Source organism: Empedobacter sp. UBA7252 (genome assembly GCF_002472765.1).
GTDB lineage: Bacteria > Bacteroidota > Bacteroidia > Flavobacteriales > Weeksellaceae > Empedobacter > Empedobacter falsenii_B.
Window position 1 is genome coordinate 1 of the sequence record NZ_DKSQ01000076.1, and the last position, 19,303, is coordinate 19,303.

The 19,303-nt window shown below is 31.5% G+C and carries 15 protein-coding genes and 1 tRNA gene; 6 read left to right on the forward strand and 10 right to left on the reverse strand.

Annotated features, from left to right (window positions below):
* Positions 1–6 precede the first annotated feature (6 nt).
* Positions 7–474, reverse strand: coding sequence for a (d)CMP kinase (gene cmk, locus B2X73_RS10605; protein ID WP_291096399.1), 468 nt, complete (start codon positions 472–474; stop codon positions 7–9).
* A gap of 51 nt (positions 475–525) precedes the next feature.
* Positions 526–1,551, reverse strand: a complete 1,026-nt coding sequence (gene porQ / locus B2X73_RS10610; RefSeq protein WP_291071098.1) for a type IX secretion system protein PorQ — start codon at positions 1,549–1,551, stop codon at positions 526–528.
* Between the two features lie 117 nt (positions 1,552–1,668).
* On the opposite strand from porQ, the gene B2X73_RS10615 reads away from it, so the two are divergent.
* Positions 1,669–3,939, forward strand: a complete 2,271-nt coding sequence (locus tag B2X73_RS10615; RefSeq protein WP_291096401.1) for a DUF2339 domain-containing protein — start codon at positions 1,669–1,671, stop codon at positions 3,937–3,939.
* Positions 3,940–3,954: 15 nt separating this feature from the next.
* Here the strand turns inward: B2X73_RS10615 and B2X73_RS10620 are convergent, their stop codons facing one another.
* Entirely contained in the window at positions 3,955–5,250 is a 1,296-nt protein-coding gene (locus B2X73_RS10620; RefSeq protein WP_291046380.1) for a mechanosensitive ion channel family protein, read from the reverse strand.
* A gap of 159 nt (positions 5,251–5,409) precedes the next feature.
* Here B2X73_RS10620 and zupT point away from each other — a divergent pair, with 159 nt between their 5' ends.
* Complete coding sequence (gene zupT, locus B2X73_RS10625; protein ID WP_221856744.1) at positions 5,410–6,192, forward strand: zinc transporter ZupT; 783 nt, start codon at positions 5,410–5,412, stop codon at positions 6,190–6,192.
* A gap of 55 nt (positions 6,193–6,247) precedes the next feature.
* Here the strand turns inward: zupT and B2X73_RS10630 are convergent, their stop codons facing one another.
* The gene (locus B2X73_RS10630) at positions 6,248–7,726 is read right to left on the reverse strand and encodes a glycosyltransferase (RefSeq protein ID WP_286496152.1); all 1,479 of its coding nucleotides are present in this window, start codon (positions 7,724–7,726) and stop codon (positions 6,248–6,250) included.
* A gap of 355 nt (positions 7,727–8,081) precedes the next feature.
* Between B2X73_RS10630 and B2X73_RS10635 the strand changes: the two genes are divergently transcribed.
* Positions 8,082–8,405, forward strand: coding sequence for a hypothetical protein (locus tag B2X73_RS10635; protein WP_219034235.1), 324 nt, complete (start codon positions 8,082–8,084; stop codon positions 8,403–8,405).
* A gap of 37 nt (positions 8,406–8,442) precedes the next feature.
* Here the strand turns inward: B2X73_RS10635 and B2X73_RS10640 are convergent.
* Both B2X73_RS10640 and B2X73_RS10645 read right to left on the reverse strand, forming a co-directional pair.
* Positions 8,443–8,523, reverse strand: a tRNA-Leu gene (locus B2X73_RS10640).
* Positions 8,524–8,583: 60 nt separating this feature from the next.
* The gene (locus B2X73_RS10645) at positions 8,584–9,366 is read right to left on the reverse strand and encodes an MBL fold metallo-hydrolase (RefSeq protein WP_291046347.1); all 783 of its coding nucleotides are present in this window, start codon (positions 9,364–9,366) and stop codon (positions 8,584–8,586) included.
* Between the two features lie 42 nt (positions 9,367–9,408).
* On the opposite strand from B2X73_RS10645, the gene B2X73_RS10650 reads away from it, so the two are divergent.
* Positions 9,409–10,851 (forward strand): TonB-dependent receptor, encoded by a 1,443-nt coding sequence (locus tag B2X73_RS10650; RefSeq protein ID WP_219034246.1) that lies wholly within the window; start codon positions 9,409–9,411, stop codon positions 10,849–10,851.
* Between the two features lie 243 nt (positions 10,852–11,094).
* Here the strand turns inward: B2X73_RS10650 and B2X73_RS10655 are convergent, their stop codons facing one another.
* The 3 genes from B2X73_RS10655 to scpA form a co-directional block, all read right to left on the reverse strand.
* A complete protein-coding gene (locus B2X73_RS10655) occupies positions 11,095–13,833 on the reverse strand; it encodes an outer membrane beta-barrel protein (RefSeq protein ID WP_291096403.1) in 2,739 nt (912 codons plus the stop codon).
* 59 nt (positions 13,834–13,892) lie between these two features.
* Positions 13,893–14,402, reverse strand: a complete 510-nt coding sequence (locus B2X73_RS10660; RefSeq protein ID WP_038334805.1) for a hypothetical protein — start codon at positions 14,400–14,402, stop codon at positions 13,893–13,895.
* Between the two features lie 76 nt (positions 14,403–14,478).
* Positions 14,479–16,611, reverse strand: a complete 2,133-nt coding sequence (scpA, locus tag B2X73_RS10665; RefSeq protein ID WP_125350662.1) for a methylmalonyl-CoA mutase — start codon at positions 16,609–16,611, stop codon at positions 14,479–14,481.
* 173 nt (positions 16,612–16,784) lie between these two features.
* Here scpA and B2X73_RS10670 point away from each other — a divergent pair, with 173 nt between their 5' ends.
* Positions 16,785–17,828: a hypothetical protein gene (locus B2X73_RS10670; RefSeq protein WP_219034248.1), complete on the forward strand. Its 1,044-nt coding sequence runs from the start codon at positions 16,785–16,787 to the stop codon at positions 17,826–17,828.
* Positions 17,829–17,886: 58 nt separating this feature from the next.
* Here B2X73_RS10670 and B2X73_RS10675 read toward each other — a convergent pair whose 3' ends face one another.
* Positions 17,887–18,156 carry a hypothetical protein gene (locus B2X73_RS10675; RefSeq protein ID WP_038334819.1) on the reverse strand — a complete coding sequence of 90 codons (270 nt, stop codon included), beginning with the start codon at positions 18,154–18,156 and terminating at the stop codon, positions 17,887–17,889.
* A 222-nt stretch (positions 18,157–18,378) separates the two neighbouring features.
* Here B2X73_RS10675 and era point away from each other — a divergent pair, with 222 nt between their 5' ends.
* The gene (gene era / locus B2X73_RS10680; RefSeq protein ID WP_038334822.1) at positions 18,379–19,266 is read left to right on the forward strand and encodes a GTPase Era; all 888 of its coding nucleotides are present in this window, start codon (positions 18,379–18,381) and stop codon (positions 19,264–19,266) included.
* Positions 19,267–19,303: the final 37 nt, after the last annotated feature.

The following is a 19,303-nucleotide window of genomic DNA, read 5'->3' on the forward strand; positions in this document are numbered from 1 at the left end:
ACGAACTTAAGGTGAAGCTGTAACAAAAATTTTGATATCTGCATTTGGAAAAACTGTTGTCCCAATATCGCGACCATCCATCACAATACCTCCTTTTTCTCCCATTTGCTGTTGAAGCGCTACACAATAATCGCGAACAGCAGGAATCTCAGAAATTGGACTAACCATTTTAGAAACTTCCATCGTACGAATATCAGCTTCTACATTTTCACCATTCAAAAAGCTAAGATTCTTTTGAGTTATAAGATCTTGTTTAAATTCTATCTTAATGTCAGATAAATTGATTATTAATGCTTGCTCATCAATTTTATTATCGACAATATACTGATGTTGAAATGCATACAAAGTCACAGCGCGATACATTGCGCCACTGTCAATATGTGTATAACCAAGATTTCTTGCAATAATTTTTGACATCGAACTTTTTCCTGTAGAAGAATATCCGTCGATTGCAATAATTAAATTTTCTTTCATCTATATAGAATTGAAGACAAAGATAAGATTTTATAGTTGTTTGAAAAGTTTTTATAACCAAGGATTACTTCTCCAATAATCTCGACCTTGAATAATTCGGTCTAAATTGAGAATCAAACCAAAGTGATTAGAACCTCCAGATTTGTGGTAATTCGCATGACTAAACTCGAATCGAAAAGCATTTATACGGATTCCAAAACCATACGTTAAACCAGATAAAGAGCGAATTCCTTCGGCTGCTAATTCATTTCCACGTTTGAAATTATAACCTAAACGCATATTAAAATCTGATTCTGGAAATAATTCTGCTCCAACCGAAAGGTGATCAATCATTTTTCTTCCAGCAGAAACTTCTTGTCCGTTTTTATTATAAGGTTGGGAAATATCAAACTTCTGTAAATCGTGCAAAGAAAACGTAAATTCTAACGGAACATGTTCTAATCGATGAGAAATTCCCAAATTAACTTGCGTTGGCATGTCTTCTTTTTTGCCATTATACGTTTGAATTTGTTGACCGATATTGCGCACAACCAACGAAACATTGATATTTTTATCGAAATCGTGGTACGAAAGACCTATATCTCCAGCAATTGCCGAGGATTTATATGATTCTATTGTAGAATTAATGTATTTTAAATTTGCTCCTACTGTCCAATAATCGCCCAAAACACGTGCATAACCAACTGTAATTGCGGCATCATTTGCTTTGAAATTCCCTGTCACATTTCCATTTTCGTCAGTTCCAATTAATTTTCCGTAATCAACATATTGACCATGAACAGAAATAAAGTTTTCTTTATCGGTTTCATAAACCGTCGAAAATGTTCCAAAATCTACATCCGCAATATAATTGACGTAATTGATTCCGAATTGACCATGCATTTCTCGATTCATCAAGGCTGGATTCCATAAAGCAGAATTGGGATCAGCATCCCAAGAAGTTGCTGCATTTCCTCCCAAAGCCGCTTGACGTGGAGAAGTTGTAATGTTCAAAAACTCGTAAACACGCGTTCCATCTTGCGCAAAAATCGAAGTCGATAGCGCGATAAACAATAATGTACTTAGCTTTTTAAACATTTAGCAAAAATAAAGATTTTGTAGAATAACGAAAACAGAATGATTTTGGTATGTATGAAACAAAATTTTAGGCTTTCTGAAAAAAAGCTTAACTTCAATTTACCTAAAAAACACTTTATGGAATTTTTAATTGCCATTATTATATTCGTATTGATTGTGATTTTGTTTAATAAAGTTTCGCAACTAAAAAAACAACTTGATTATCAAGAAACTAAGCTAAAATATTTGCAAGAGCAATTGGATGCGAAAGAAATTAAAACTGAATCAAAACCAATTGTTGAGCAACCAAAAATAGTTGAAGAGAAAAAAATTGAACCTCAACCAGAAGTTGTTTCCTATCATAAAGTTGAAATGCCAAAAGGTATTTTTGACAAAATTCCACCAAAACAAACAACTGAAATCAGTTTTGATAAAAATCTCAACAGCGCAATTGCATTTATCAAAGACAATTTCTTGACGATTTTCGGAATTGTAACCTTAGTTCTAGGAATTGCTTACTTCGTAAAATATGCAATTGATCAAAATTGGATTAACGAAACTTTTCGCGTGATGATTGGAATTGGAGTTGGTTTAGGAATTATTGGAATTGCTCATTTTATTCGGAAAAATTTTGAAATCTTTTCTTCCATTTTAATTGGTGGCGGATTAACCGTTTTATATTTCACCTTAACCATTGCCTTCCGAGAATATCATTTACTTTCTCAAAATACCACTTTTGGGTTATTAACAATTGTGACTATTTTTTCTATCGTGATGGCAATGTTATATAATCGACAAGTTTTAGCCATTTTTTCGATTATTGGTGGTTTTATCGCTCCATTGATGATTAGTACAGGCGAAAGCAATTTTGTATTTCTGTTTGGTTATTTAACGATTCTAAACTTGAGTATGCTGTACATGGCTTGGCGAAAAGATTGGCAAGTTATTTCGTTTATCGCATTTGGCTTTACCTTTATATATAGTATCGCATGGATCGACAATTCTAAAATCTCAACGCAATATCTTTTCTTTGGCTTGCTTTACGTTATTTTCACTATTACAAGTTTAATTAACTACGTCAAAAAAGGAGAATTTTCGGTTTGGAATTGCCTTTTACTAATTTTCAATACCATTTTATCAACCGTTTTAATTTCTTCAGTTTATTATTTTATTGTTGGAAATAACAATGGTTTAATAGCTTTCTTATTTGGATTGATAACCGCTTTCGGTGCATTATACATCTACAAAACACCTAAAAATAATTTATTACAAAATACCTTAATCGGTTTGAGCATTGCGCTTATCACAACTGCGGTTGCCTTACAATTTAAAGCAAATGTCGTTTCGATTTGTTTCGCGATTGAATCAACCTTGTTACTGTTTCTTTGGAAAAAAAGTAAAGAAAACATTTTCAAAATCTTTTTCATTGCGATGTTTCCATTTTTATTGATTGCTTTATGCGCTAGTTGGTTTGATTATATCGATACTAAAAAACATTTAGCCGTAATTTTTAACCATGTTTTTATCACAAGTTTTATTGCATTGATTTGTTCTATTGCAAATATATATTTGATGAAAGATTTCAAAACCGAAGAACAATTTTTAGGTTTTAAGCTCAATCATTCCAAATTTATCTTCATATCAACATCACTTTTATTGATGTACACAGGAATTTTGTTCGAATTAATTTATCAGATCGAACCTTATTTCAACTTTATGATGATTGTAAGTTATGTATTGATTTATACATTATTCTTTATTGCTTTTATTTTAACGCTACGCGAAAAACTAAATTTAGGAAATACCTTGCAATTTGTTTTACAAATTTCTGCGGCTTTTTGCATTCTATTTTTACCAATGTTTGCCGAAATTCCATTATTACCAAACAAAACAAATTATAACATCGGTAGTTATTTTCTTTATTTGAGTTATCTCATTCCAACCGCTTATATTATTTATTTAGTTGTGAAAAGTAGCGATTTCCAAAGCTCCAAAGCAAAACAAATCATCAGCATGCTTGTCTTGGTTTATGTGATTAGTTTCGAGAAATACAATGGTTTTATGTTGATAACACTTGACGAAAGCTCTTCTAATTTCTCGCATCAAGCCGATATTTTCCGAATGATATTATTACCAATTATTTGGGCAGTTTTAGGATTTGTATTGATTTATTTCGGATTAAGAAAACAATTGAAAGGTTTTCCTATTGTTGGAATTATATTATTTGGATTGATTATTCTAAAATTATATTTCGTAGATGTTTGGGAAATGAGCAATATTTTCAGAATAATATCTTTTATTGTTTTAGGAATTTTAATCTTATTAACTTCTTTTATGTATCAAAAACTAAAAAATTTGATGGTTAATTTGATGGAAAAACCGAGCGAAAACAAAGAAGCTGAACAATAATGTTCAACTTCTTTGTTAATTATTTCTTCTCAATGCTTCAGCAATGACACGCATATCATCCGAAGAAGGTAACTCGAAAATTTCTAAATGGAAATATGGAACAACCGCAATAATATGATCGAAAATATCAGCCATAATCACTTCATATTCGTTCCAAACCGTTGTATTTGTAAACATAAATAACTCAATTGGCAAACCGTGTTCGGTTGGTTGAAGTTGCCGAACCTCGAACATCAAATCTGTTCTAATTTTTGGACTATTATAGGTATATGTCTTGATATATTGTCGAAAAAGACCAATATTTGTCATTCGTCTTCCATTCGCCAAAATCGTTGGATCAACTTTATTCGATACATTATATTGATTGATTTCATTAGTTCTATCCACAATAAAATCGTGTAACATGCGGATTTTTTTTAATTCTTCAATTTCTTCTTCTGTCAAAAATCGAATCGAATTCATTTTAATATTTATCGAACGTTTAATGCGGCGTCCACCAGCATTTTGCATACCGCGATAATTACGAAACGAATCTGAAACCAAGGCATACGTCGGAATTGTTGTAATTGTTTTATCAAAATTCTGAACTTTTACCGTTCCTAAATTAATCTCGGTAACATTTCCGTCTGCGCCATATTTTGTCATTTCAATCCAATCTCCAACGCGCACCATATCATTCATCGAAACCTGAATACTCGCCACAAAACCTAATATTGAATCTTTAAAAACCAACATCAAAACCGCCGAAGCCGCTCCCAAAGAAACCAAAAATGTAATAGGCGATTTTCCTGTCGCAATCGAAAAAATTAGAATTCCGCAAACAAAGAAAACTAAAATATTCATCACTTGCAGATAACTATCAATTGGTTTATCCGAAAAAGATTTATTACCTCGAAGAAAATCCCTGAACGTTTTAAAAATTGCATTAAACAACAATCCAACAGCAATTACCAATGCAATATCTGTAATTTGCATCGCAATTTTGATCCAATTAGGAAATCCTTTGAAGATAAGTGGGATCGCTTCTTTGGCGACAATTACAGGAACAATATGTGTTGCGAATTGTAAAACCCTGTTCTTGATTAATAAATCGTCAATCTTTGTTTTACTTTTTGCAATAAAGTTTGTTAAAACAAGTAATAGCACTTTTCGCAATAAAAAATCGATCGCATACAATATAATAACTAACAAAATTGATAGAACAATTGTTGTCATTATTGTGGTAGAATAACTCGAAAGTCCCAATTTGGCAATCATTTCGAGCATTGAGCGATACACATCGCTTTGAATATTTTCGTCTAAAAGTTCCATCTGAATAAAAACTAATACAACAAAAATAAGTTTATCCTTTTCATAATTTACAACAACTGATAAATTACATTGAAATTTGTTGGTTTCTTAATTTATCTTGGTTCAAAACAATGAAAAGATTATATTTGTTAGATTAATCTAACTTAATTATTAAAATTAATGTTTTCAAATCCGTTAATATTTGCTTTTAGTTTAACCTTTCTTGCCGGAATTAGCACTGGAATAGGAAGTATTTTATGTTTATTATACAAAAAATTCAATCCAAAATTCTTAGGCGTAATGTTGGGAATTTCTGCTGGTGTAATGCTTTATGTCTCTTTTGTAGAAATTTTAACAAAAGCTAAATTATCATTATCAAGTGTTTTTGGAGAAAAATTAGGTTACACTTATACATTATTGGGATTTTTTGCAGGAATTTTAATCATTATTTTAATCGATAAAATATTGCCTCATCATCATTGCGATGAAAATAAAACAGAGACAAACGATCAGAAATTATTGCGTTTGGGTTTGTTTTCTGCTTTAGCTTTATCAATTCATAATTTCCCTGAAGGATTAGCAACTTTTTTGTCAGCATTAGAAAATCCAACTTACGGAATTTCTATAGCTTCAGCTATTGCTATTCATAATATTCCAGAAGGAATCGCCGTTGCTATACCAATCTATTACGCTACAAAGAATAGAAAAAAAGCATTTCTATATTCCTTTTTATCAGGATTAACAGAACCTATTGGCGCATTAATTGGCTATTTTGTATTGTTACAATTTTTTGATGAATCAATTTTCGGAGCAATCTTCGCAAGTGTCGCAGGTATGATGGTTTATATTTCGATTAATGAATTAATTCCGACCGCAAACGAATACGCTGGAAAAAAATTATCAACTTACGGAATTGTAATCGGAATGTTTGTAATGGCTGTTAGTCTTTTACTTTTTATGTAAAAACAAAAAAACTTCCCAATGAGAGAAGTTTTTGTATGAATTAATATTTAAAATTTTAAGTTGCCTGAGGTAATTCTCTCGTTAACCAACCACTTCTTCCTGCTGTTACAATGGCATAAGGCGTAATCCAAAAAAGCGTGAACATATAGAAAATACTGTAAACGTATGCTAATAAAGCTTCTTTAAAATTGTATTTTTTTGCATAAAAAATCATCTGAATACTTGAAAAAACTAAAACGCCAGACAATGTACTTGTGATGAATAAAATTGGATGTGTTGCGACAAAAAAGATTAAAATTAAAAATAATGGAATTGCCATGATTAATTTTATCCATTGCATCATCAGAATTATACGAGTTCCTACTGTAGAACCTTCTCTAAAGTTGGTGAAAGCAAATTTTGTCATCATAATATTCTCACGAACATTACTTCTCTCCCAACGAATAAACATTTTGTATAAATTCTTATAACGCTCTGGAGTATTGGTATAAACCATTGCATTTTTCTGAAAATAGACATGTTTACCTTGTTTCAAAATCATATTTGTCAAAGCTCTATCCTCCCCGATTGTACTTGGTTGCCCTAAAAAAGATTGATTTATCCATTCTTCCAAACAATTATGTACAACATCTTTTCTGTAAGCTGCTAAAGCTCCAGGTGTACAAAACACAGAACCTAACACACTTTGAGCAGATCGCACAAACTCGAAACTAAATGTAAAACTAACACTCAACATTTTTGGAATCAAACCTTTTTCTTTATTCAATACACGAACATTGCCAGCGACAGCACCACAATTTTCATTCACTACAAAAGGGCTTAACAAGTTTCTAAGCGTAGATTCATCTACAATAGAATCACTATCAACCGTCACAAAAACTTCCCCTTTTCCAATTTTGAATCCTTTATATAATGCATGACGTTTTCCCATATTTTTTGGCTGTTGAAAAAGTGTAACGCGATCTCCTAATACTTTCTTCGCTTCAAGAAGCCATTTCCATGTATCATCTTTACTCCCATCGTCAACGGCTAAGATCTGTAATTTTTCGGATGGATAATTACTATCAGCTAAACTTAACAAAGTATCATATACTAATTTTCCTTCATTATACGCCGGAACAATAATGGTACAAGTTGGTAAATCTACATCAGCAACATTTTTGACCGGTTTATATTTTATGAATAAATAGCCTAAATAAAAAAGAAAAGAAGTTTTAAGAATAAGAAGTGCCAATCCAAGGCTATAAATAATAACACCCCACCAGGTAGATAATTTAGTGCTATGCCATTGTAGAAATTCACTTTTATAAATAAACAAAAAAAGAATAGAAGTTAGCATAATCACAAAAGTTGTAGCAATTACTAGATAATCTTTCTTTGTAAGACAGTTTTTAGAAATTCTCTCTATGAATTTATTTCTTAAAGACTTTTTTTCATGTTCATCCGATCGAATAACCTTTAACACTGTTTTAGGCTCCGTGGTGGATAACAAAATCGTGTTTGCCAGATTTTTTTTTGAATCTATATTAGTCATCTGAGTAATTTTAAGTTTTAATTAAAAAGTGAATAAAATGACAACTACTATGCCACCTAACGTTAATATAAAACTCAAGAAGTTAAATCTTTATTAAAAATAAAACACTTATAAACGACTGATTATTAATAAAATTTCAATATGTATTATACTTAAAAATTAGGCGTATAGTACGTTACATTTTAATCTGATTTCTTAATAAAAACAAAAAAACTTCCCGAAAAGAGAAGTAATTTTGAGAAATGATATAAATTAACACATGAGGATTTTGTTACTGCAAATGTATGCAGCAAATTAAATTCAAAGCTTAACAGAATATCAATAGATTGTTAAGCGAAGATTAAATAAAAAGATGATGAAAAATATACTTTTACTTTTTTGCTTTACTATTATTTATAGTTGTTCCTCATCTTCAGATTTTCATAATATAAATGATCACATTGAAGATGGAAAATATTGCGCAAATGTCAAGGTTAAAACGAATAAGTCAACAAAGACATATCGAGTAACTATAACAACGAAAAATAATTATCTGCATAAAATTGATTGGCCAAATGGTGGTTGGCTGGATAATACGCATTACAAACTTCCTGAATTTTATGAAAACGAAGTTACTTTTATAGATGATAGAGCCCGAAAATTTGAAGTAAAAATTATACAAAAAGGAGAATGTAAATAAAAAAAGCTCGAAACTAATGTTTCGAGCTTTTGCTTAGTACTCGGAGTGGGAATCGAACCCACACTCCAAAGGAACACGAGTTTGAGTCGTGCGCGTCTACCAATTCCGCCATCCGAGCCTTTATGGACTGCAAATATAATGTTAGTTTATTTATTTTTCCAACTATTTTTTAAACTTTTTACAGAATTATTTCTAACGTATCGTAAGCCAAATGTTTACCTTCTGGTAATTTTTCCTCTACTTCATCATGAAATCCCAAATGATGCGAAATATGTGTAAAATATGTCTGCTTTGCACCTATCAAATCCGAGTATCGTATGGCTTCATCTAATAATATATGCGAAAAATGTTCTTGTTCTACTCGTAGCGCACTAATGATTAAAACTTCTACTCCACGTAATTTCTCAAGCGATTCTGTCGGAATTGTTTTTACATCTGTCAAATAAGCAATTTTATCATCAATCAAATAACCCAAAATAGGCAAAGGTCCATGCAAAACTTTTATTGGTTCAATCGTAAATCCAACAACCAAAAATTTTTCATCTTCCACAACATTCTCTATCACCGTTGGCACTCCAGGATATTTATGTTCAGCAAACATATATGGAAATCGATTATGTAATTCATCCAACACTCGTTTCAAACCATAGACATTCATATCTTCTCCAGATTTGAAAACCAACGGGCGAATATCATCCAATCCTAAAACATGGTCATTATGCTCGTGTGTATACAGGATTCCGTCCAATCTATGCGCATTATAACGTAACATTTGTTGTCTAAAATCTGGTCCACTATCTATCGTAATAATCTTTCCATCCTTTTCTAACAACAAAGAAGAACGCAAACGTTTATCTTTTTGATTTGTTGACAAACATACCGGATGATCGCTACCAATAATCGGAATTCCTTGTGAAGTCCCTGTTCCTAAAAAATGTATTTTTATATTTGATTTAGCCATAATGATTTGGTAAATTTACCACAAACTATTTGAAATTAAAATATGGCATTAGAACAAGTTCTTACTCCTAAACAAAAAGCTTTAGAGATCAATTTGAATCCGAAAATATACGGTTCTTTTGCAGAAATTGGAGCAGGTCAAGAAACCGTTCGTTTTTTTTATCGCGCAGGTGCTGCTTCGGGTACTGTTGCAAAAGCGATGAGTGCTTATGACAAAGAAATGTCCGATTCTATATATGGTGTAGAAGAAAATCGTCGTTATGTGACACAAGCTCGCCTTAAAAAAATGTTGGATCATGAGATGGAATTGATGAAAGAGCGTCTAGTCCACGATCACTACAAAGAAAAAGCATTTTTCACCTACGCAAATACGGTAACAACAATTGATTATTCAAAGAAAAATGAAGGTCAAGGTTGGATAGGTTTACGTTTCAAGTTAAATGCAGAAGATGAAAAAGCAAACGAGATTATTTTTCATGTAAAATTCAAAGAAAATACGGCTCAATTGCAACAAGAAACTTTAGGTGTTTTGGGTGTTAATTTGATTTATGGCGCTTATTATTACTACGATAATCCCCGAAAATTAATAAAATCTTTATACGATACGTTGGATAAAGATCAATTAGAAATTGACATGATTAATTTCCGTGGACCACAATTCAAATATGTTGATAATCGTTTGATGTCGCTTCAATTGGTTAAAAATGGAATGACTGATGTTGCGGTTTTCAATCCACAAGGAAAAAATATTTTACCTGCCGATTTATTATACAAGAAAAATATCTTCGCTGTTCGTGGCTCTTTCCGTCCTTTTATGAATGTAAATATGGATATGTTCAAAGGTGGTTTAGAAATTTTCAAACAAGAAGATGATGTTAGAACAGATAATACCGAAATTTTATTTGAGATTACGCTTTCTAACTTGATTGCTTCTGGTTTTGAAGGCGAATTGAATGAACGAGATTTTTTAGATCGCGCTGATATTATTGGTAGTTTAGGTTACAATGTTATCATTTCTAACTTTTCTGAATATTATAAATTAGTTGATTATTTCTCGAAATTTACTCGAAATCAAACCAAAGTTGGTTTAGCGATGGGTGTTAATAATTTGGTCGAAATTTTCAATGAGCAATATTATGCCGATTTACCTGGCGGAATCATGGAAGCTTTCGGAAAATTATTCAAGAAAAATGTAAAAGTTTATTTGTATCCATATTTAGACAAAGAAAAAGATATTTTGTTGACGTCGAAAAATCTACAAGTAAGTGATAGCGTACACGAATTGTACAAATATTTCTTGTATAATGGAAGAATTCAAGATATTTTGAATTACAACAGAGGTTATTTAGATTCTTATTCGCGTCGAATTTTAGAAAAAATTGCAAATGCTGAGCAAGATTGGGAAAATGAATGTCCAGAAGGTGTTGCTGACATGATCAAAGATCGTGGAATGTTTGGCTATAAATTGAAATATATTTTAGAATAAATTATTCGTATATCAATCTGAATTCGTTTCACATTCTCATCATAAACAATATTCGATTTTGAAATAAATTCAACATGACAAAACAAAACCCACGAAAGGAAAAGTAATTTCGATATCAGAATTTGATAAAGTAGAAGAAGAATATTATCAAAAAATACAAGAAAAAAACAGGAGTTGATAAAGATAATTAACAAAAAAAACGGTTCAAAATTGAGCCGTTTTTTTGTTATTTTACTACTGCATTTACATTCTTCGCATTCCGCCTTCTCTTGGTCGGTCTCTGTCTCCACCTTTTGTAGATTTTCCACCAAACTGATTTAAGTTGAATGTTAACGAGAACATCACAAAACGAGTCAGAATATTATTGCGTTGATCGATTGTTGATTCCGCTGTAATTGTACGCGTATAACTGTTATTTTGATTCAATAAATCGTAAACTTTAACACCAGCCTCCAATTTATCATCGAAGAAACGATACATCAAACTTGTATTCCACAAAAAGAAATCACGCTTGAAACCTGCTGCCATTCTCGAGTTATAATTGTAACTGAAATCATTTGTCCAAGTCAAATTTTTAGGAAAAGTAGAAATAGTTTTAATTCCGAAATTGTGCGTAATATTATTTTGATTATCAATTGAGTAATTGACATATTTAGAATTTGTGAAGTTCAAACGATAAGAAGGTGAAATCGTTAAATAATCACCATAATCCCAGTTTAATCTCAATGTAGGTGATAAAGTTGTATTGTATTGCTCATATTTCACCGCATCTCTAAAACCTTGCGTTAAAGCATAACTCGCCGACATTCCTACATTTACTCTAAATTTATTGATCCCTTTTTGATATTGTTTATTAAAGAAAAAGTTACCATTCAGACGATAATTTCCTTTTACATTTTCATATGTTGTTGTTCGTTTATAAATCGAATAATCCATTTCTGTGTAATTCACAATATTTGATTCGTTGTACGTATAACCTAAGTTAGCATTAAATCCTTGACGAGTTTTACGATCGAAATTGCTAAACATCAAATTGATTCGATGTGCTTTATTGGGATCAAGATCTGGATTACCTTTGAAAACATCTAACGGATCAGTTTCGTCTAAAATTGGTAAAACTTGTGATGTCGAAGCCAAACTTGTCTGATAATTATACATTAAGGAAAGTGAGTTGTTTCCGTTTTGATAACGAATATTTCCCGAAATATCTGGTAAAGTTTTGTTCTGAGTTGAGCTGTAATCATCTGCTTTAAACGTTCCAAAATTTTGTTGATTGTAGATGTTTGCTCCAAAACGAACTGTTGCCGAAATTTTATTTTTGTTCAATAATAATTGAGCATACGGATTAAATTCATTCAATTTGGTTGAATAAAAACGCGTCAAATCATTGTTCAAATTGTCATATTCTCCCGTTACATCATTATAATTCCACGTTCTATTATTGGTTTCAGAATCGGTTAAATTATAAGCAGAACCAACGGCGATTTTCAAAGAATCTGTAATTGGATACGTATATTTTACATCAAAATTGTATTGATTATTTTTCGAAATATTTTTCTCATTGATGTTTCTATAAATATCCGCAATAGTATCATTTGTATATAAAGTTGTCGAATTGATGAACGAATTTCGATCTGTTTTACCAATCGAAATACTTGAATTAAAGTCTAAATAAGATTTATTTTTGAATTTCTGATTAAGTGATAATAATGTATTAAATGTATTCGAGCTTGATTTTCCATTTGAAGTTTGATTCATTTGATTTCTCAAATCACCCAAATCTGAATATGTTTTACTATCCGAAATTGATGAATTTGTAGACGAAGAATTACTAAACGATGGATAAAAATAAATTTTTGTATTGTTTTTCGTCCATTCTAAATTTGTTCCAAAATTATGACCATACGTTTCACTTTTAGTTTTAGAATTCGCATCAGAAGTATAAATATTTTTTGGAGAAAAGTTTTCTACATGTTGATATTGATCGTTTTTCGTAAAGGAATGATTCAAACGATAATCAGCTCCAATTTTCAAATTATCAGTTAATTGATCGTTATAATTCAATCCAATTGAAGTATTTGTTATTACACCATCAGAACCTCTTCTTCCCATTCCACCACGACCACGCGAACCTTCACCGCTTGTCATTCCAGAAGCTGCAATATCTGTCGAAGAACCAATCAAACTAATTTTCTTTTTATCTTTAAAATAGTTCGCCATCAAATTGCCTTCGTAATGATTATCCGTTCCATTACCCGCCGTGGCTTTGAGCATATAACCTTTTTTTTTATCTTCTTTCAAGGTAATATTTAGCGAAGACTTATTCGATTTCGAACGTTCCCCAGAGAATTTTTCATTTTTCGTTTTATAATCCGAAACCTGAATTTTTTTGATAATATCTACAGGTAAATTTTCTAACGCAACTTTTCCGTCCGTTCCAAAAAATGGTTCACCATCAATCAAAATCTCATTAACATCTTTTCCATTTACCGTAATATTTCCGCTGTCATCCATCTCAAAACCTGGTAATTCTCTCAACAAAGCTTCCAAATTTGCATTCGGTTTTACTTTGTAAGAATCAGCATTATACTCGATTGTATCTTGTTTTACAACAATAGGTTCCACATTTGTTACCACAACCTCATCTAAATCATAAATCATCGGATTAATGATAATTATTCCAAGATCAATATTGTTTTTGATGGATTCGAAACTTTGTTTGAAAACGCCTTCTAAAGGATCATCAATGATTAAATAAACAGGTTTATCTTGTAGATTAACTTCAATTTTGAACGTACCATCATCATTTGTAGATGTAGTAGAAATTTGTGCAGAATCGACTTTGTTGCCTAAAATAACTTCAGAATCAGTTAAAGGAAAATTAAGCACATCCGTTACTTTTCCTGTAATTGTGACTTTTTCTTGTGCAAAAGAAAAAATTGTAATCAAACTAAAAAGAAATGATAGAATATATTTTGTCATGAGATGAATTGGTTTCTTCATCTGTTAGACATCAAATTTTGAGCAAAGTTTAATTTTGATTAAAGTTTTTTCCAACTTTTATCCGAAATTTTATTTAGATCAATTTCAGAAGTTGTGATAAAAAGAGGTGTAATTTCTACAATTCGCTTTACCTGAGTTGTTTTTAGGTTAGATTCAGGACAAAATGTTTCGATTAAAACAATTTTTTCTGAATCAGAAGAATTGGATTTATAAAGCGTTTTTTGAATTTTTTTATCAATTTTCCAATTTGTACAACTTCCAATACTATAATATTCGAAGGTTAGAAGTGGAAGAAATCCGAAGATAATTCCAAAGATAAATTTCATCACATTCATAAAACTCCATCCGTCTTTCTTTTTGATAGAAAGTAGAAAAAGTACATAAATACTAACTGCCGCAGCAAATGTTAAAAGCTTTGGAAATAGTTTCGCAAAATCATGATTCGCGAATTCTAAACTGATAAAATCTCCAATCAGAAAGTATCCAATAAACCATATAATAAAAATTGTACAGATGATTAAGATAATATTTCGAAGAGTTTTATTCATTTCGCTTTAAGGTTTGTGTGGTATAAATATAAAAATATTCCTGTCAATAGACAGGAATACTCATACTAAAATAGATTTATTTATAAGATTTCAATAAATTCTCTAAAATTTCGCAGGCACATTCCGCCAAGTTTGTCCCTGGACCAAAGATTGCATCTGCACCATTTTGATAAAGATAATCATAATCTTGACGCGGAATAACACCTCCGACTACGATATAAACATCGTCTCTACCTAATTCTTTCAATTGTTTTACAACTTCCGGAACCAACGTTTTGTGTCCTGCAGCCAAAGAAGAAATTCCTAAAATATGAACATCATTCTCTACAGCTTGTTTCGCAACTTCTGCTGGCGTCTGGAACAATGGAGAAATATCCACATCAAATCCCATATCCGCAAAAGAGGTTGCAACGACTTTCGCACCACGATCGTGACCATCTTGTCCCATTTTAGCTACCATAATACGAGGACGGCGTCCATCTTCTTCGGCAAACTCGTCAGCTAAATTACGAGCTTCCTCAAATTTATTCATTTTACCTGCTTCCATAGCATAAACTCCTTGAATTCCTCTTGTAATTGCTTTATGACGACCAAAAACAGCTTCTAATGCATCAGAAATTTCACCTAAAGTAACACGACGACGAGCCGCTTCGATAGATAATTCTAATAAATTTCCTTCGCCTGTTTCAGCAGCTTTTGTTAATTGTGCTAAAATATCTTTTACAGCTTCGCTGTTACGCTCCGCTTTAATTTGATTTAATCGATCAATTTGTTTTTGACGAACAGCAGTGTTGTCAACTTCTAAAATTTCGAACTCTTGTTGTTCTAATTTCGAGCGGTAAGCATTTACACCAACAATTGCGACTTCACCAGAGTCAATTTTGGCTTGTTTTTTTGCAGCAGCTTCTTCAATACGCATTTTTGGAATTCCAGCTTCTATGGCTTGCGTCATTCCACCTAATTCACGAACTTCTTGAATATATTCCCACGCTTGATTTGCCATTTCATTTGTCAAAGATTCAATCATAAAGCTTCCTCCAAAAGGATCAGCCGTTCTACAAATTTGAGTTTCCTCTTGTAAAATGATTTGTGTATTACGTGCAATACGAGCCGAGAAATCTGTTGGCAAAGCAATTGCTTCGTCCAACGCATTGGTATGCAAAGACTGCGTTCCTCCTAAAGCAGCAGCTAACGCTTCTATCGCTGTACGACCAATATTGTTATAAGGTTCTTGCTCTGTTAAACTCCAACCAGAAGTCTGACAGTGCGTTCTCAACATTAATGATTTTTTATTTTGAGGCTCAAATTCTTGCATCAATTTTGCCCATAACATACGAGCAGCTCTCATTTTTGCAATTTCTTGAGGGAAATTCATTCCAATCGCCCAGAAAAATGATAAACGAGGAGCAAAATCATCAACTTTCAATCCTGCTTCCAAACCAGTTTTTACATATTCGTAACCATCTGCAAGGGTATAAGCCATTTCCAAAACAGGCGTAGCTCCAGCTTCTTGCATGTGATAACCCGAAATAGAAATCGAATTGAAGCGAGGAATTTTTTGAGAAGTATATTCGAAAATATCTGCAATAATTTTCATTGAAGGAGTTGGCGGATAAATGTATGTATTACGCACCATGAACTCTTTCAAAATATCATTCTGAATTGTACCAGAAAGTTGATCTTGCGAAACACCTTGCTCTTCTGCAGCTACAATGTAAAAAGCTAAAATAGGAAGAACAGCTCCGTTCATTGTCATCGAAACCGAAATTTTATCCAATGGAATTTCATTGAACAAAATCTTCATATCTTCTACAGAATCTATCGCAACGCCAGCTTTACCTACATCTCCTACAACACGTTCATGATCTGAGTCGTAACCGCGGTGAGTAGCCAAATCAAAGGCAACAGAAAGCCCTTTCTGACCAGCAGCTAAATTTCTTTTATAAAAAGCATTCGATTCTTCTGCAGTAGAAAAACCTGCATATTGGCGAATTGTCCAAGGTTGACGAACATACATTGTCGTATAAGGACCGCGTAAATATGGGGCAACTCCGGGTAAAAAGTTAATCTGTTTCAGATTTTTTACATCATCGTAATTGTAATCACTTTTGACTTGTAAACTATCTAATTCAAATGACTCTATATGTGATGGATTAGAATTTAGATTTCGTTTAAATCTTAAATTCGAAAAATCTGTTTTGTGATTCATCTTGCTAAGATAAATAATTATCCATTAAATTTTATAAAATTACCAATTTTTGAAACTGCTTTTTTCAACTTTTTGTCAACAAAAGTTGAAAAAACATTTTAATCGAGTTTTTTGGTAAAATTATTGATTTAATTTGATTATCAGTAAATTAAAAACACACAAAAGTAATTATTATGAAGTTAGATTTTAACAATAAAAACATTCCAGAGATTTTAAGTGAATTTCAGGATAAAAATACCTTTCAATGGCAAAATGATATTTTTGATTTGATGAAAAAGATCGATTCAAAAGAAGAAAAAGTTAATTTTCATTATTCGAGAGAAGATAATGTTTATGTATCGAATTTTGATCCTCGATTTGTAAATGAAACGTTTCATTCGTTAAATAATTTTTTAGGATTGAAAAAAGGAGATTCTACACTTTTAAGTTCATCGGTTTTAGAAAATGAAGGAGAAATTTCATTGGTTCAAGCCATAGAAGGAGGTTTTGATTTGTATTGTCATGAAGATTCGGATAAAGTGAAGATTCCATTAACAGACGAAAGTCAAGACGAAATAGGATACGCATTAAATTATGCTTATTTGACAAAGAAACAGATTGAAAATTCTTTTGAAGATTTGGCTAGAATCGAAAAAATTGCAATCGAAAGTGATGATTTGTCAAATGATTTGAAAAGTAAATTGAATGATCAAACGAAAACCAGTTTTTATCAAGTTTTTACCGCGAATGGATTTCCAATTGCAGTAAAAAAAATAGATGAAACAGATTATACAGTTTTAGATAAAATAGAACTTTCGGAAGATGAAAAAGGTAATTTAGTCTTGAATTCGCCTTACGAAAAAGAATCACTAAATTTATATAGACAGGCTGTTGTTTCGGATGATCAGAAAAAGTTTAGATGGATTTCTGGAAATGAATGTAAGTTGAATAGGAAAGATGTGGTGAATTTAGAATTGATTGAAGAAAAATTAAAACCATATATCGATTATAACTTTATTGTGATTGCTTTTCCGAAAAAAGGATCTACAGAAGATGTAATTTCTTTGGTAATAGAAAGTCGATTTGCAGAACATGTTGATATTCCAAAAAGTGAATTAGAACCTTATGAAGTTCCGCAACAAACATTTTTTATCGGAGATTTTCCGAAAAGTAATGATAAAGCTGCTATACGTGCAGAGTTAATTAGATTGCTGAAAGAATCCAATAAAAATAATTAATTAAAAAAGGGATACGACATCGTCGTATCCCTTTTTTAATTTAAGCAATAAACAATTTTTAGTATTGAATATCAATTAAAGATTTTAACGGAATCAAAACTCCATTCTTAATTTGTAGAAATTTATCCGTAACAGACCAAACAGTTGTCTCAATTTTTTTAGGACCTTGATCTGTTTGAAATGTAATATATGCTTTCGATTTGAATTCGTTTCCTAATCTTACTGCGCCATTCAATTTGTTTGCCTCTACCGTTACTTCGTCTTTTGGCGCGTCTAAAAATTTATAGTTTCTTACTTCTTCTTTTTCGATAAGTTCTGCTTTCATCATTTTTTTAAATTTTGGTTAATTTAATCTTCCATAACACATGTATGAAATTAATCATATTTTTCAATAAACCATAACTTTCGTCATATTTTTTTGAACTTAATTAGAATTATTCAAAATACAGACCAAAATCAATTTTATGAAATTAAAATTTCATTAGAATATTAATCTTTTCTTCAACATATTAATCTGAAATAATATTATAAAAATCACTAAATTTGTAGAATGTCAGACGAAAAGAAATTTAAATCCGGTTTTGTAAATATCATAGGAAATCCAAATGTTGGAAAATCTACTTTGATGAATATGTTGATGAAAGAGCGTTTGGTTATCGCAACACACAAAGCGCAAACTACACGTCATCGTATCAAAGGTATTTTAACGGGAGAAGATTATCAGATTGTATTTTCGGATACGCCTGGTGTTTTGGATCCTGCTTATGAACTGCAAACAAAAATGATGGATGCAGTAAATGAATCGTTGGTGGATGCTGATGTGATTCTTTATGTTGTAGAAATTGGAGAAAAACGATTGAAAAATGAACAAGTTTTCGAACGTCTGCAAAAAACATCTACACCAATTATTTTATTATTGAATAAAATTGATACAGCTACGCCAGATCGATTAAATGAAGCAGTAGAATATTGGCACGAATTATTACCAAAAGCAGAGATTTTACCTATTTCGGCAAAAGAAAACGTGAATGTAGATTTGTTGATTAATAAGATCAAAGCAATTATTCCAGAAGGTCCGCAATATTATCCAGAAGATCAATTAACAGACCGTTCGGAGCGTTTTATTGTAAATGAAGTAATTCGCGAAAAGATTTTATTAAACTATCAAAAAGAGATTCCATATTCTGTTGAGGTAGTTACAGAACGTTTCAAAGAAGATTTGAATTTAATTTCTATCGAAGCTGAAATTTTTGTTGAGCGTGACTCTCAGAAAGGAATTATTATTGGACATAAAGGAGAGTCTTTATCGAAAGTAGGAAAAGAAGCAAGAGAAGAGTTAGAGAAATTCTTTGATAAAAAAGTATTCTTGAAACTTTTCGTGAAAGTGCGAAAAGACTGGAGAAGCAAAGAGAATGATTTGCGTCGTTTTGGTTATTAAAAACGGTTAAAAAATAGATAAGTCTTGAGAAATCAAG